Raw genomic sequence first — 14312 nt, 5'->3', positions numbered from 1 at the left:
CACGGCCAGGCGCGCGGCGTGGCCGGCGCCGCCGACTGCGACCACCGCGATGTCGCTGCTGATGCCAGCCAGCGCGTCGAGCAGGCGGCCCAGCCGGGCGGCCTGTTCCGGCGTGCCGTCGGTCGTGCCGCCGCCGACGCGGCAGTCGGCGCGCGTGCCGAGGCAGACGAACCACTCGCCCGCCTGGGCGGCCGGCAGCGTGAACATGGCGGCGTCGAGGCCGGCGGTGGCGAGGTCGATCCGGCGATCTTCCGGTGCTGCGGGCCAGGCCGCGGCCCCGAGCGCGACGTAAAGCGTCGTGCCGGGCACACGCCCGAGCAGATCCTGCAGCCTGAGCTCGTCGAGCAACTGCCCGGCCGCCACGCCAACGCGCCGCAGCGTGATGCCTGCGGGCGCCGCGGGAGGCGGGCCGATGCGCCCGTCACCGCCCAGCCAGCGCTGCGCCAGCGCGTCCAGCGCAGCGCCCGGTTCGCGGCCGTCGACCAGCGCACGCACGTCGGCGGCCACGCCCGCCTCGGCGCGCAATGCGGCTTCCAGCGAGGCGATCGGCAGCCCCGCCTGGCCGGGGCGCCAGCCGCGGATCGCCGCGTGCGCCGCCGTCACCACAGGCTCCAGCCCCGCGGGCGGGAACCACACCGCGACATCGGGCAGGTCCGCGCCCGGCGCGAAGCGGTACGGATCCTCGGGCCGGCCGCTGCCTTCGATCACACCGCGGGTGGCGCCCAGCCCGCCGAACAGGTCGGCCACCAGTGCCAGTGCGCGTTGGCCGAGATCGCTGACCGCGATGCGCGGCAGCCAGTCGCGCAACGCCGTTTCGGGTGCGACCATCAGTTCAGCCAGGCGCAGCCGCGCACCGATCACGGGCCCGCCGCCGGCCTGGAGCTCGGTTTCGACCCATCCGAGCGCGCGCACCAGGTCTTCGACCACCCCACCGATCATCACCCCGAGCGAGCCGACCAATGCTTCGACGCCGTCCCAGGCTTGGGCGGTCAGCGTCACGCTGCCGTCGGCGCCGATCACCGGCAGCGCGACCGGCACCGACAGGTCGTCCAGTTCGAGGCGCAGCGCCGGCGCGCTGACCTGCGCCGCGAGACCGCTGTCGGGCGCCCAGGCAAGGCGCAGGCCGACGTGGTCCGCCACGATGGCGGCCGCATCGCCAAGCGCGAGTCGCGCCCGCGGCGGACTCGCGCCGCGTTCGCGGGCGCTCAGCGTGGCTTCCACCGCACCCAGCAGGCAGGCACGGCGCGCCGCCAGGTCGATGCTCGCGAGCTTTACTCCGATGCGCGTCTGCACCATCGTGCACCGCTGGCCCAGCGCGTCGATGCTGGTCACCACGCCCAGACCGATGGCGAGCATGTCGCCGCTGGCCGACACCTCCAGCGCCAGCGGGCCGACCAGCGGCAGCCGCCAGGGGTCGGCCTCGCTGCCACTGCCGGCCACCACCGACGCGGGCTGGCTCGCATCGGCCAGCGCGTGCTGCAGCGCGGAGAGCACCGTCGTTGCCGCCGCCGGGTTGGCGACGAGCTGCCGCCAGTAGCCGGCCAGTGCCGCCACCGGGTCGACCATCAGCGCTGCGAGCGTCACCGCGCCCAAGCCCGCCGGTGGATCCAGGCCGAGCAGCTGGCGCGCCAGGCCGAGCGTATCGCCCAGCCCGGCGAGCAGTTCGTTGGCGATGTCTTCCACCGCGCCCCCCGCGGCATCCATCACCGCGTCGGGCGCGGTGAGGTCCAGCGTCGCGAAGTCCCGCGTGCCCAGGCGCACACCATCGGCAGCGAGCAGGAAGTTCAGCCGCCGCTGCGCGTCCAGGCCAAAGCCCAGCCGCAGCGTGTCGGCACGCGCCACCGTCGGGTCGGTGATGTCGAGGATACGGTTGGTGCTGCGGCCGGCCGCGGCCCAGATGCCGAGGCTGGGCAAAGCGAACGCTTCGCCGCTGACGAGGTCGATGCGGAACACATCGGCGCGCGCCTCGACGCGGGCGTTGTCGTTGCCGAGTTCGATCGCGAGGGTGGGGGTCAGGCGGGGGTTGCCGCTCGGGCCGTTGTCCACGCGCAGCGCGAGCGTGAGCATCGCCGCGCCACCCAGGCCGAAGCGCGCCGTGTCGCCCACGCGGGTGCCACCGAGCAGGGCCGCCAGGTGGCCCAGCCAGTCGGCGCGGCTGGCACCGCTGGTGAGGATGCCGCGCACCCAGTCGGCCAGCGCCAACACGCCGCGTGTGGGCAGTGCCGTGATCGGGAAATCGGGCACCGCGTCACCGCCGCGCAGCCCGAGCAGCCCGGCGAGCGCCACCAGTGCAGGGTCGGCCAGTGCCGCATCGGCCTGTGCCTTGACCAGCGACATCACCAGATCGAGCAGTGCGTCGTCCAGCTGCTCGCTGCCGCTGGCCGCCACATGCATGTCTCGCGGCGTGGCGGCGCCGGGCAGTTGCAGGCCGGTGAGCGCAAGGCCGAAAATCGGGCCTTGCGGGTCGTTGTCGGAGGTCGGCAGGTCGACCTCCAGCCTGATGCCGCCCAGACGCGCTTGGCCCGGCACCGGTGGCGCCGAGTCGAGGGTGATCGCGGTGCCGATGCGGATGCGCCCGCCCGGGGTGCCGAGCAGCAGCGGCTGCGTGACGTTCGGCCCGCCGTCCTTTTTCGCGCGGAACAGCGGCACGGCCAGCGTGGTGGCCGAGGTCGGGTCGGTGGTCGAGACCCGCAAACCCAGGCCGATGTGCAGACCCTCGCTTCGGCCTTCATCGATCGTCACGGCGAGCGACAGCGGTGGCTCGTCGATTTCGACGATGGGCAGCCAGGTGACGCCGGCCTCGGCGCTGCGATCGGCGCCGCCCATGGCATCGTCGACAAAGGCGATCAGCGCGCTGCGTTGCGCCTCGTTGGCTAGCATGTTCTTCAGGGCGGCCTCGGGGTTGGCGAACCAGCCCTGGTTGGGGTTGCCGTGCGCATCGAAGATGCCCAGCGCCTTGGCGAGGTTGCCCAAGACGCCGAGATCGCCGGGACCGAAACTCATCGCCCGACCTTGCTCTTCAGCGCGTTCGAGCCGGCGAAACGGTGTCGCGCCATCGGCAGGATCTGGATGCCGCGCGCGCTCACTTCGAGCTCCACCGGAATCAGCAGGTTGCCGCGCGCGTCCTTGCCAATGGCTGCCGCGATGCCGGTGATGAGGTTGATCACGCAGTGCCAAGCGAATGCCACCAGTGCATCGCCCCAGGCAGCGACGACGAGTTGCGGCCCATTCGGCCGGCGCGCAGTGGCTGCATACAGGCCGGCCGGCTCGGTGGGCGAGCCGCAGGCGAACAGAACTTCCACGATGGCCGAGCCGCTCTGGTCGCAGCGCACCGGGATCAGCACGCGGATAAGCCCGTCGGCGAGCTTGACGTCGACGGCGGTGATCCCCACTGCCAACGCATTCTCGCCCTCCAGCCACACCACCTCGCTGTGCTTTGTCGGACGAAAAAAGCCCGCGGCCCGGCGCGCAGCCACGTTCATCAGCTCGACGCTCGGCCTTGCCTTGATGAACACCGGCGCGAAGACCTCGCCCTCCACCAGGGTACGGCCGGCCTGGGGCAGTCGATTGGCCCGGCGTTCCGCCTCGACGAAGCGGAGGAACTCGGGGGCGACCGTGTCGGTCATGTGCGCTCGCCGCGCGGCGCTACCGTGAAGAAGCCAGCCGGCGTACGCCCTGGGTCAGCGCGTCCAGCACGAACCATGTCACGAGAAAAGCCGCGCATTCGAGCGAAAAGCTCTTGAACTTGTAGAAGAGCTCGGCGATGAGCCATGCGGTCGCCAGCGGTGGCAGTTGTTCGATCAGCAATTGCCGGGCGGACAACGTGCGAAGCAGCATGTACATGGTCGACTCCTTGCTCCGCGAGGAGCGCGAAAGGCGCGAGGCTTGCTAGCTCTCTAGCGGCGCATTCTATTTTTGTTCTTGCGCTGCTCTTGGGTAGTTACCCTTAGGCGTCTCCACAATATCGAAAGCGTGTGTCACTCACGTAACTCGGGCGGCGCAGCCTGGCTTTGCAAGGACGAGCTGAAAGGGCGCTCGCGGCAGCTGACGGGGTTTGTCGCGAAGACTTTTCGCCGGCCTGAAGAGGCGTCGATGAGTCCAGAACGGTAGCGCTGCGGCGCCGGCACGGCACCGCTCGCGCTGCCTGCCCGGCAGTCCGACGTAAGAGGAGGGCGCAGGTCGAAGTAGGACCACATTGATCCCTGTCGTTCGCGGCCCTATGGCGTCGCGTCCGGTCTTCAGAATAAGGGCCATGAAAAACCTCATCGTCTTCTCACACCTGCGCTGGAACTTCGTTTACCAACGGCCACAGCACGTGCTGTCCCGACTTGCACAGCGTTGGCCCGTGGTCTTCATCGAGGAGCCGGTGCCGGGAAGCGACAAGGATCGACTCGAATTGCTGACCGCCGCTCCGGGTGTCGAGGTCTGGCGCCCGCACCTTCGCGGCGCCGCGCATGGCTTCCATGCCGAGCACAAGGCGGCGGTCCAGAGGTTGGTCGCCCGCCAGATCGCCCTGCAGGGAATCACCGACTACTGGATCTGGTTCTATACGCCGCTGGCGCTGCCCATGGCGGAGCAGCTCGAGCCCGGGGGCGTGGTCTACGACTGCATGGACGAGCTCTCAGCGTTCAGGGACGCCGCCAAGGAACTGGTGAACCAGGAGACGGCGCTGTTTCGCTCGGCGGACGTCGTGTTCACCGGAGGCCGCAGCCTGTACAACGCCAAGCGCAAGCGGCACTCCAACATCCACTGCTTTCCGAGCAGCGTCGATGCGCTCCATTTCCGCGGCGGCATCCAAGACCATCCGAGCCAGGCCGGCTTGGGTCGCCCGCGCCTGGGCTACTGTGGCGTGATCGACGAGCGGATTGACCTGGAGCTGATCGCGGGGCTCGCCGCCGCCCGACCCGAGTGGCGGATCGTGATGGTGGGACCTACCGCCAAGATCGACCCGGCCCTGCTGCCTCGGCTGCCGAACATCCACTGGCTCGGCCAGCAAAGCTACCAGGATCTGCCGGCCTTCATCAACGGCTGGGACGTGTGCCTCCTGCCGTTCGCGCTGAACGAGTCGACCCGCTTCATCAGCCCCACCAAGACCCTGGAGTACATGGCCTGCGGCAAGCCGTCGGTCAGCACGGCGATCCGGGACGTCGTGGAACCGTATGGACACATCGTGCCCATCCATTCCGATGCTGCCGGCTTCGTTTCTGCATGCGAGGCCATCCTGGCCCGCTCGCCGGCGCAGCAGGAGGAGCACGCACTGGCCATCGCGCAAGTGGTCAGCCGCACCTCCTGGGATGCCACCGCTGCCGCCATGGCCGAGCTGATCGCCCAGGCGGAAGCTGCCCGTGAAGCGAGCGAGCTGCCTGCGGTGGCGAACATTGCGGCCGAGCTCGCGCGCGCCGCCAGCGCGTCGGCATTGGTGCCCACCTGAACCTTGCCATGCGGCCGCAACGGCCCCTGGCCGTTCTGGCCGCCCCGCAGCAGTCACCGGAGAGTCCATGGACAAGATCAGCCAAGACCTGCAAAACGCAGTCACCGCCGCGGTGCCCGGCCGGGCCGGGTTCGACTACCTCGTGGTCGGCGCCGGCTTTGCAGGCAGCGTGCTCGCCGAACGGCTCGCCAGCACCGGCAAGCGCATCCTGGTGCTGGACAAGCGGCCGCACATCGGGGGCAACGCCTACGACCGCTACGACGACCACGGGGTGCTCGTCCACCCTTACGGGCCCCACATCTTCCACACCAACTCGGAAGACATCTTCGATTACCTTTCGCGCTTCACGGCATGGCGGCCCTACCAGCACCGGGTGCTGGCCAGCGTGGACGGGCAGCTGCTGCCGATGCCGATCAACCTGGACACCATCAACAAGCTGTACGGATTGCACCTGACCGCTTTCGAGGTGGAGAAGTTCTTCGAATCGGTGGCCGAAAAAAAGCAAGAGATCAGGACGTCCGAAGACGTCGTGGTCAGCAAGGTGGGCCGCGAGCTGTACAACAAGTTCTTCCGCGGCTACACCCGCAAGCAGTGGGATCTCGACCCGTCGGAGCTCGACGCGAGCGTCACCGCCCGTGTGCCCATCCGAACCAATCGGGACGACCGCTACTTCGCCGACAAGTTCCAGGCGATCCCGCTGCACGGTTACACGCGCATGTTCGAGCGGATGCTGGACCACCCCAACATCAAGATCATGACCGGCACCGACTACCGGGAAATCGTCGACCTGGTGCCATGGACGCACATGATCTACACCGGGCCGGTGGACGCCTTCTTCGGCTGCAAGCACGGCAAGCTGCCCTACCGCAGCCTGCGCTTCGAGCACGTCAACGTGCCGCAGGAGCAGTTTCAGCCCGTCGGCACGGTCAACTACCCCAACGACTACGGCTACACGCGGATCAGCGAGTTCAAGCACATCACTGGCCAGAAGCACGCCTCGACCTCCATCGTCTACGAGTACCCTTGCGCCGAGGGCGACCCTTACTACCCGGTGCCGCAGCCGCAGAACGCCGGGCTGTACCGCCTCTACGAAGCGGAAGCGGAGGCCACGCCCAACGTGAGCTTCGTGGGCCGCCTGGCCACCTACAAGTACTACAACATGGACCAGGTGGTGGGCCAGGCGCTGGCCACTTTCAAGCGGCTGCAGCAGCAGGAGGCGGAACGCGCGGGGGCTGGTGCGCCGAGCGGGCCGGCCGGCGCAATGTAATGGCGCTCGAACTCTGGGCCGGCGCCGAGTGCACCTTCAACCGGGTGGGGGACCGTTTCAGGGACCAGCTGCGCGCCAGCGGCTTCGCATCCAGGATCGATGACCTGGACCGGCTGGCCAGCCTGGGCATCACGCGCATGCGGTTTCCCCTGCTGTGGGAGCGCACGCTCGCCGCCACCGGTGGCTACGACTGGTCATGGGCCGATGCCCGGCTGGGGCGGCTGCAGGCGCTCGGCGTGGCGCCGATCGCGGGGCTGGTGCATCACGGCAGCGGGCCGGCGTGGACCAATTTGCTGGATCCCCGGTTTCCGGAGCACCTTGCCGACTACGCCGGCGCGGTGGCCGAGCGCTACCCGCACCTGGACGCCTACACGCCGGTCAACGAGCCGCTGACCACCGCCCGCTTCAGCGCGCTGTACGGCCACTGGTATCCGCACCGCAGGGACGATGCCAGCTTCGTGCGGGCCTTGCTGAACCAGATCCGAGGCACCGTGCTGGCCATGCGCAGGGTGCGCGCGGTCAACCCGCGGGCGCAACTGGTCCAGACGGAGGATCTCGGCTTCGCCACCAGCTCGCCGCGGCTTGCCTACCAGGCCCGCTTCGAAAACCTCCGGCGCTGGCTTTCGTTCGACCTGCTGGCGGGCCGGGTCACCCGGCGCCACCGCCTGTGGCCGTATTTGCGGCACTTCGGCGCCAGCCAGGAGGAGCTGCTTGCACTGGAGCGGGAGCCCTGTCCACCGGACATCGTCGGCATCAACAGCTATCTCACCAGCGAGCGCCACCTGGACGACCGCCTGGAGCTCTACCCGCCGCGACTGGTGGGCGGCAACGGCAGGGACCGCTATGCCGATGTGGAGACGGCGCGAGTTGCCGGCGCCATCATTGGCGGCTTTGCCGAGCGCCTGCGCGAAACCTGTGAACGGTATCGGCTGCCGGTCGCGCTCACGGAGGTGCATCTGGGTTGCACCCGCGAGGAGCAGCTGCGGTGGCTGCATCAGGCGTGGGTTGCGGCGCAGGCGGTGCGGGCCAAGGGTCATGACGTGCGGGCTGTCACGTGCTGGGCGGCCTTCGGCTGTTTCGACTGGAACAGCCTGGTGACCGGGGAAGGCCAGCACTACGAGTCGGGCCTGTGGGACGTGCGCTCCGACCCGCCCCGGCCCACCGCGCTCGTGACGCTGGCGCGCCAGCTCGCGCGGGGCGAACCGCCCCAGCATCCCGCGCTCGACGCTCCCGGCTGGTGGCAGCGCGACGTGCGCCTCGCCTATCCTGCGGACGGCGCCTTGCGGGCGCTTCCGGTTCGCGGCCGAACCCTGCTGGTCGCCGGGGCCACAGGCACGCTCGGCCAGGCCTTCTCCCGCTTGTGCGCGCAGCGCGGCATGCCGTGCCAGTTGCTGCAGCGCGCGGACATGGACATCGCCGATGCCTCGTCGGTCCAGGCCGCCCTGGAAAAGTGGCAACCCTGGGCGGTGATCAACGCCGCCGGCTACGTCCGCGTGGACGATGCCGAACACGATGCACGCAACTGGCGCGAGAACGTCGTCGGCCCGACGACCCTGGCCAAGGCATGCGCGCGCCATGGCGTGCGCCTGTTGACCTTCTCGAGCGACCTGGTATTCGACGGCAACAAGGGCGAACCGTACGTGGAGAGCGACGAAGCCCGCCCGCTGAGCGCATACGGGCGAAGCAAGCAGGTGTCGGAGCACCGCGTGCTCGGGATGGCCCCGCAGGCGCTGGTGGTCCGCACCGCCGCCTTCTTCGGCCCCTGGGACCGCCACAACTTCGTCACGCTCGCGCTGGAATCGCTGCGCCGAAACGAACCCTGGCATGCCGCCAGTGACCAGTTCGTGTCGCCGACCTATGTTCCGCACCTGGTGCACGCCAGCCTCGACTTGCTCGTGGACGGAGAGCAAGGCCTGTGGCACCTGGGCAACCGCGGCGCGGTGAGCTGGTCCGACCTGGCCTGCATTGCTGCCGAGGCGGCGGGGCTGGAGGTGGGCTTGGTCCGCGCCGTGCCCAGTGCCAGCCTTGGCCAGCGGGCGCAACGGCCGCGGTATGCCGCCCTGGGCAGCGAACGGGGTGCGCTGATGCCCACTCTGGACGAGGGCATAGCGCGTTACCTGGAAGAAGCGACAGTGTTGACTCAGGCCGGTGCGCCGGCCACCCCCTGTTAGCGCGATGAGCGGCAGTCGCGGCCCACGGGCAAGGTGTACCGGGCGGCCGCGCTTTTCCGCCTCCGGATCCCGCTGAGCCCGACGGGCCGGCGGCCGCCGGGCATGGCACAGCATCGCCGGCCTGAGCATCGAGTCGGCGTCGCGCTGCAGGTCAGGAACGCGAGGTGGCCTCGTAGCGCTCGAGCGCGTCGTCGACCACCCTGCCGCCGCGTCAGGCCCATCAGGCCGTGGCCGCCGAGCCGGGCTGTGTGAAGACCTCGGGCCGGTCATAGACGTCGGTCTCGCGCGCCATCCTGCCGCTGAACATCGGCACGGCGCCCGACGCTGGACACCTGGTAGTGGAAGGGCCGGAAGGCGTCCACGGACACCGGCAGCAGCGGCTCGTGGATGCCGCTCGCGTTGTCGATGGCGCTGCGTTCGATCTCGTCGCCCTGGTTGCGGAACTCGGCGGCGACCTCGTCGAGCGCCGGCACGCACCGGGCGCTCGAGGAAATCGGGCCACCTCCCGCCGCGATGGAACGCGCGCAGCTGTTGCGGCCGCTGCTTTCACGAGCGCTCCGGCACGTGGCCGCGGATCGGCGCCATGGCCGGCGGCTTTCGCGCGCTCGTCGTCGGCTTGCTCGGTCGGGATGGGTCTGCTCTTTCTTCTAGGAAAGTCCGGTTTTCCGCCAGGATGCCGGACTTTTTTGCCGCCGCGCTAGCCGGCGGCGGGCTTGGGCAGGCGCGGCAGGGTGACACGGAAGGTGGTGCCCTTGCCGGCGGCGGATTCGACCTCGAGGGTGCCCTCGTGCGACAGCACGATCTCCCGGCAGATGTACAGGCCCAGGCCCAGCCCCGCCGGCTCACGGCGCTCGCCGCCGGACTCGTTCGGCGAGCCCCGCGCCATCGGCTCGAAAATGCGTTGCAGGTCGTCCGGTGCGATCGGGGGGCCTTCGTTGTGCACCGAAAAGCTCACGTGCCTGGGGGTCGACGACATGTCCACCCTCACCGTGCCCTCCCGCTCCCCGTACAGGAAGGCATTGCCAAGCAGGTTCGACAGCAACTGGCCGATCCGGCCCTCGTCCCAGCTGCCCTCGAAGCTGCCGACGCTGCGCACCTGCAGGGTCCGGGTCGGATGGCGGATCTGGGTTTCCTGCACTACCTTGTCCAGCTGGTCGGCCAGGTTGCCCGGCGTCCGGGTGATCGGCATCACGCCATCGGCCTCCGCCCTGGTGAAGTCCACCACCTGCTCGATGATGCTGTTGATCCGGCGCGCGCTGTTGAGGATGGGCGCGGCGGCCTTGGCAGTGAGCTGGCCGGTGCGGATCAGCACTTCCGCGGACATCAGGATGGTGCCGAGCGGGTTGCGGATGTCGTGGCCGAGGATTCCGATGAACAGGTCGGTCGCCTTGCTGGTCTGCCGGGTGTAGCGCCCGACCGACTCGGCGATCGACTGGTCGATGGCTTCGTTGAAGCGTGTCAGGTCGCGCATGTCCCCGGCCGAGGTGCCGCCGCCGGCCTCGGTCCAGAGCTTCAGCACGCTGGCACGCAGCGCCCGGTATTCCGTGATCATCGCGTCGATGGCGAACCCCGCCCGCATCCGGTAGTCGGCATGGGTTTCGGCGGCGGTGCGGCCGGGGTCGTGGGCGCCCAGTCCCTTGGACTTCGCCTCCTGCTGCTCGGGCGTCTGTGGCTGCGCCAGGTCCGCCGCGATCACGCCGAGGATCTCGGCCGCGTGGTCCCGCAGCGCTTTCTTGTCGAGTTGCTTGCCTTCGTGGGTGACCGTGGCGGCGAACGCGTCCCACTCCAGCAGGATCTGGTCGGCGTGGGTGGTGAGGAAATGGAAAAGTCGCACGGGGGCCATTGTCATGGCTGCGGGCGTACCGTGCAAAAAGTCCGTGGCGTGAACCACGCAGGCGCTGCGCATCGATGCTGATGGGTAGCCTCCTTTGCCCTCACCCACGCATACAATGGTCGCGCATGCCCTCCGTCGTATTCGCTGACCTGGTCGGAAGCACCGGCATCTTCGAGCGGCTCGGCGACGAGACCGCCGGACGCTTCGTGACCCAGCTGACGACCGCCCTGGCCAAGATCTTCGAGCAGCACAACGGCCGCGTGGTCAAGTTGCTGGGCGACGGCCTCTTCGTTGTCTTTCCGGTGGAGTCGCAGGCGCTCACTGCCTGCATCGCCATCCAGGAGCGCCTGTTGAACAAGCCGGTGCACCCCGGCGGCACCGGTCATCCGGTCCAGATGCAGATGGGCATCGAGTCGGGCGAGGTGGTGGAAATCGAGGGCGACTGCTATGGCGACGCCGTCAACAGCGCCGCCCGCCTGGCCGACCTGGCCGGGGCCGACCAGATCCTGACCACCTACCGGGTGCGAACCGCGCTGCCGCGCGAGCTGCAGGCCAGGATGCGCAGTCTGGGCCCGATGTACCTGCGCGGCAAGGCGGAGGCCACCGAGGTCTACCGCGTCGAATGGCAGCCGGAGCGCGAAGCCGACGTCACGGTCATGGGCGTTTCCATGTTCGGCCCGGCGCCCACCCAGGGCCAGCTGGAGATCACTTTGGCGGCCGAGAGGCTGCGGCTGCAGCAGGGCGACCGCATCGGCATGGGGCGCTCGCGCACCGCCGACCTCGCGGTCAACGATGCCCGCGTCTCGCGCATCCATGCCACCATCGAATGGCGCGGCGGGCATTTCGTGCTGTGCGACTGCTCGAGTTTCGGCACCTGGGTCTACATGGGTGACCAGACGGCGCCGGTGGTGCTGCGGCGCACCGAGTGCTACCTCGTCGGCAAGGGGCAGATCGCCCTGGGCTGCGACCGGGAGGCGGAGGACGCACCGGTTGCGTCGTTCGTCGTCAAGGCGTAGCAGCCTCCCGCATGGCGCTCGACCTGCACATTGCCGGCCCCGGGCTGGACATCAGCCGGCGGCTGCTTGCCGGCGAGCCGGCGTTGGTGCTCGGGCGCGACGCCGACTGCACCATTTGCCTGCCCGATCCCGAACGCAGCGTCTCCCGCCGCCACCTGAGTGTCTGGAACGAGGGCGACGAACTGCACTTCCACGTGCTATCGGGCGTCAACGGCGTAGAACTGGGCGGCTTCGAGATACCACCCGGTTCCCGCGGCATCCTCCCGCCGGGCCAGCCCTTGGTGCTTTCGGCCTTCGAGCTGGCGGTGGCGGTCGAGTCGGCCGAAGACGCCACCGCTGACCCCTGGGCCGACTTCGAGCGTCAGGCGTCGGCAATGACGGTCGCCATGCCGTCGCAGCCGGCGCCCGGCGCCGACGACGATCCGTTCGGCGACTGGGGCATGTTCGGCGACACCTTCGGTCCGCATGCCGCGGGCGGCGCGCTGCAGGCCGAGGGGCTGATGCCGGCCACCGACCTGCGCCCGTTCGCGGCCGGGCTGGGCATGGATCCCGACCGGCTGGCAAGCCTGACGCAGGGCGAGCTGGAGACCATCGGCCGGCTGGCCCGGCTGGCCCTGACCGGACTGGTGCAGGCGCTGCAGGCCGCCGCGGGCACCCGCCAGGAACTGCGGGCCGAGGACCGGACCATGCTCGAGACGGGCGACGCCAACCCGCTGCGCATGGACATGCCGCTGGAGGCGCGGCTGCAGTACCTGCTGGGCGGCCGGGCCGCGGCGGCCGGCCTCATGCCCCCTGACCGGGCGGTGGCCGACGTGGTCAACGAGCTGCTGGCGCACCAGCAGGCCATGAGCGAGGCGGTGCCGCAGGCGCTCCAGGCCGTGCTCGAGGAGTTCGACCCCGAGGCGCTCAAAGCCAGACTGCTCAAAGGCGGGCCCCGGATGTTCGAGGCCGCCCGGGCCTGGGACGCCTTCGTGCGGGACCAGGCCGAGCAGGGGCGGGAGCCGGGCGAGCGGGTCCAGCACTGGATAGACCGCCACTTCGCCGAAGCCTACGTGCGGGCCCTGATCCGTGCGAAACGCCACACCGGGCCGCGCCGACGCTGACGCCGCAGCCCATCCTTGCTGGGCTGAAGGCTAGAATGCATTTCCATCTGTTACGCACGGCATCGCTGAAGTGACATTGAAAAAGCTGGGCCGCTACGAACTGCTGCGTGTTCTGGGCAAGGGCGCCATGGGAGTGGTCTACGAAGGGAGGGATCCCAACCTGGACCGGCGGGTCGCCATCAAGACCGTCAGGGTCGAGAACCTCTCCGAAGAAGCCGCCGCCGAATACGAACATCGCTTCCGCACCGAGGCGCGCTCGGCCGCGCGCCTGCAGCATCCCAACATCGTCAGCGTCTACGACTCCGACCGCGACACCAACGTCGCCTTCCTGGTGATGGAGTACATCCAGGGCGATGACCTCAAGCACCACCTCGACCGTGGCGTGCGCTACTCGCTGGAGCAGTCCCTCAAGATCATCCGCGACCTGCTCAGCGCCCTGGACTACGCCCACAAGCAAGGCATCGTCCACCGCGACATCAAGCCGGCCAACCTGCTGATGGAGCCGGGCGGACGGATCAAGCTGACCGACTTCGGGGTTGCCCGGATCCAGGATTCCGGCGAGGCCACGCGCACCCAGGGCAGCGTGGTCGGCACCCTCAAGTACATGGCGCCCGAGCAGGTGCAGGGCCAGAAGATCGATTCGCGCGCCGACCTGTTCTCGGTCGGCGTGGTGCTGTACCAGCTGCTGACGGACAAGCGGCCGTTCGATGGCGACAACGATTTCTCCATCATCCACCAGATCATCGGCCACGAGCCGGCGGCCCCCAGCTCCATCAACCCGCGCCTGCCCGGCGCGCTCGATGCGGTGGTGGCCCGGGCGCTGGCCAAGAGCCGCGACCAGCGGTTCGCCACGGCGCGCGACTTCGCAGTCGCCCTGCAGGCGGCCATCCGGCGCGCCGAGGACCAGACAGTGGTGCCGCCGCTGAATCCGCTCAAGAAGGTGGAAGTCTACGGTTCGCGCCCGCTGACCGTCCCGGGCACGGTACCTGGCGGCGTGACCAACGCGCCGACCTCCGGCTCGGTCACCTCGGTCACGCAGGAGCTCGAGCTGGTGTACTGGAAGGACGTCAAGGACTCGCACGATACCGAGGATTTGCACGGCTTCCTGGACAAGTTTCCCTCCGGTATCTACGCCGACCTGGCGCGGCGACGGCTGCGCCGGCTGACGGCGCCGGCCGAGGCCACCAACATCGGCGGCGGCACGGTCACCAGCCTGGGCACCGCTCCCGGCATCGACCTGGATGCCACCCGGATGCGGGACCCGACCCGGCCGCACGCCGGCACCGTCCCGGGCGGCGCGTTTCCGGGCGGCACGGTTCCCGGCAACCTGCCCGGCAGTGCCAGCCCGCGGCCGGCCGACTGGGTCGACCAGGAATACACGCGCGCTCCCGCGCCTGGGGCGAGCTTCGTGGCCGCCGCCGGCGCAGCCGCCCAGGAGGCACCGCCGCCGGCAGCGCCCGAACCCACAGTCGTGGAGCCGCCGGCGTTTG

Annotated in this window: 11 protein-coding genes; 6 read left to right on the top strand and 5 right to left on the bottom strand. The window is 69.7% G+C overall.

Going from position 1 to position 14312, the window contains the following annotated elements:
• From JWP65_RS06140 to JWP65_RS06130, 3 genes are all read right to left on the bottom strand, one after another.
• The coding region (locus JWP65_RS06140) for a hypothetical protein (RefSeq protein ID WP_299761489.1) at positions 1-3003 on the bottom strand (3003 nt) is incomplete at its 3' end.
• Positions 3000-3626 carry a hypothetical protein gene (locus tag JWP65_RS06135; RefSeq protein ID WP_299761487.1) on the bottom strand — a complete coding sequence of 209 codons (627 nt, stop codon included), beginning with the start codon at positions 3624-3626 and terminating at the stop codon, positions 3000-3002. The genes JWP65_RS06140 and JWP65_RS06135, both read right to left, overlap by 4 nt.
• Before the next feature lie 19 nt (positions 3627-3645).
• The gene (locus JWP65_RS06130; protein ID WP_299761485.1) at positions 3646-3843 is read right to left on the bottom strand and encodes a hypothetical protein; all 198 of its coding nucleotides are present in this window, start codon (positions 3841-3843) and stop codon (positions 3646-3648) included.
• A gap of 352 nt (positions 3844-4195) precedes the next feature.
• On the opposite strand from JWP65_RS06130, the gene JWP65_RS06125 reads away from it, so the two are divergent.
• From JWP65_RS06125 to JWP65_RS06115, 3 genes are all read left to right on the top strand, one after another.
• Positions 4196-5431, top strand: a complete 1236-nt coding sequence (locus tag JWP65_RS06125; protein ID WP_299761483.1) for a glycosyltransferase — start codon at positions 4196-4198, stop codon at positions 5429-5431.
• Between the two features lie 67 nt (positions 5432-5498).
• Positions 5499-6698, top strand: a complete 1200-nt coding sequence (gene glf / locus JWP65_RS06120) for a UDP-galactopyranose mutase (RefSeq protein WP_299761481.1) — start codon at positions 5499-5501, stop codon at positions 6696-6698.
• A complete protein-coding gene (locus tag JWP65_RS06115) occupies positions 6698-8869 on the top strand; it encodes a sugar nucleotide-binding protein (RefSeq protein WP_299761479.1) in 2172 nt (723 codons plus the stop codon). The genes glf and JWP65_RS06115 overlap by 1 nt, the downstream gene beginning before the upstream one ends.
• 266 nt (positions 8870-9135) lie before the next feature.
• Here JWP65_RS06115 and JWP65_RS06110 read toward each other — a convergent pair whose 3' ends face one another.
• Positions 9136-9342 (bottom strand): hypothetical protein, encoded by a 207-nt coding sequence (locus JWP65_RS06110; RefSeq protein WP_299761476.1) that lies wholly within the window; start codon positions 9340-9342, stop codon positions 9136-9138.
• Positions 9343-9566: 224 nt separating this feature from the next.
• Positions 9567-10703, bottom strand: coding sequence for a sensor histidine kinase (locus JWP65_RS06105; RefSeq protein WP_299761474.1), 1137 nt, complete (start codon positions 10701-10703; stop codon positions 9567-9569).
• A 125-nt stretch (positions 10704-10828) separates the two neighbouring features.
• Between JWP65_RS06105 and JWP65_RS06100 the strand changes: the two genes are divergently transcribed.
• The 3 genes from JWP65_RS06100 to JWP65_RS06090 form a co-directional block, all read left to right on the top strand.
• On the top strand, positions 10829-11719 hold the full coding sequence (locus tag JWP65_RS06100; protein WP_299761471.1) for an adenylate/guanylate cyclase domain-containing protein: 891 nt from the start codon (positions 10829-10831) through the stop codon (positions 11717-11719).
• Positions 11720-11730: 11 nt separating this feature from the next.
• Positions 11731-12822: a type VI secretion system-associated FHA domain protein gene (locus JWP65_RS06095; RefSeq protein ID WP_299761469.1), complete on the top strand. Its 1092-nt coding sequence runs from the start codon at positions 11731-11733 to the stop codon at positions 12820-12822.
• 70 nt (positions 12823-12892) lie between these two features.
• A partial coding sequence (locus tag JWP65_RS06090) for a serine/threonine-protein kinase (protein WP_299761467.1) occupies positions 12893-14312 on the top strand: 1420 nt, incomplete at its 3' end.

It is taken from the genome of Ramlibacter sp., from assembly GCF_028292805.1.
GTDB lineage: Bacteria > Pseudomonadota > Gammaproteobacteria > Burkholderiales > Burkholderiaceae_C > Ramlibacter.
The sequence above is the reverse complement of the archived record's forward strand: the minus strand, read 5'-3'. Positions and strand labels throughout refer to the sequence as shown.

Bases quoted from the DNA above. Each gene is read 5' to 3' on its own strand.
- JWP65_RS06115 (WP_299761479.1), top strand. From the start codon at position 6,698: ATGGCGCTCGAACTCTGGGCCGGCGCCGAGTGCACCTTCAACCGGGTG.
- JWP65_RS06100 (WP_299761471.1), top strand. From the start codon at position 10,829: ATGCCCTCCGTCGTATTCGCTGACCTGGTCGGAAGCACCGGCATCTTC.
- JWP65_RS06095 (WP_299761469.1), top strand. From the start codon at position 11,731: ATGGCGCTCGACCTGCACATTGCCGGCCCCGGGCTGGACATCAGCCGG.
- JWP65_RS06130 (WP_299761485.1), bottom strand. From the start codon at position 3,843: ATGTACATGCTGCTTCGCACGTTGTCCGCCCGGCAATTGCTGATCGAA.
- JWP65_RS06135 (WP_299761487.1), bottom strand. From the start codon at position 3,626: ATGACCGACACGGTCGCCCCCGAGTTCCTCCGCTTCGTCGAGGCGGAA.
- glf (WP_299761481.1), top strand. From the start codon at position 5,499: ATGGACAAGATCAGCCAAGACCTGCAAAACGCAGTCACCGCCGCGGTG.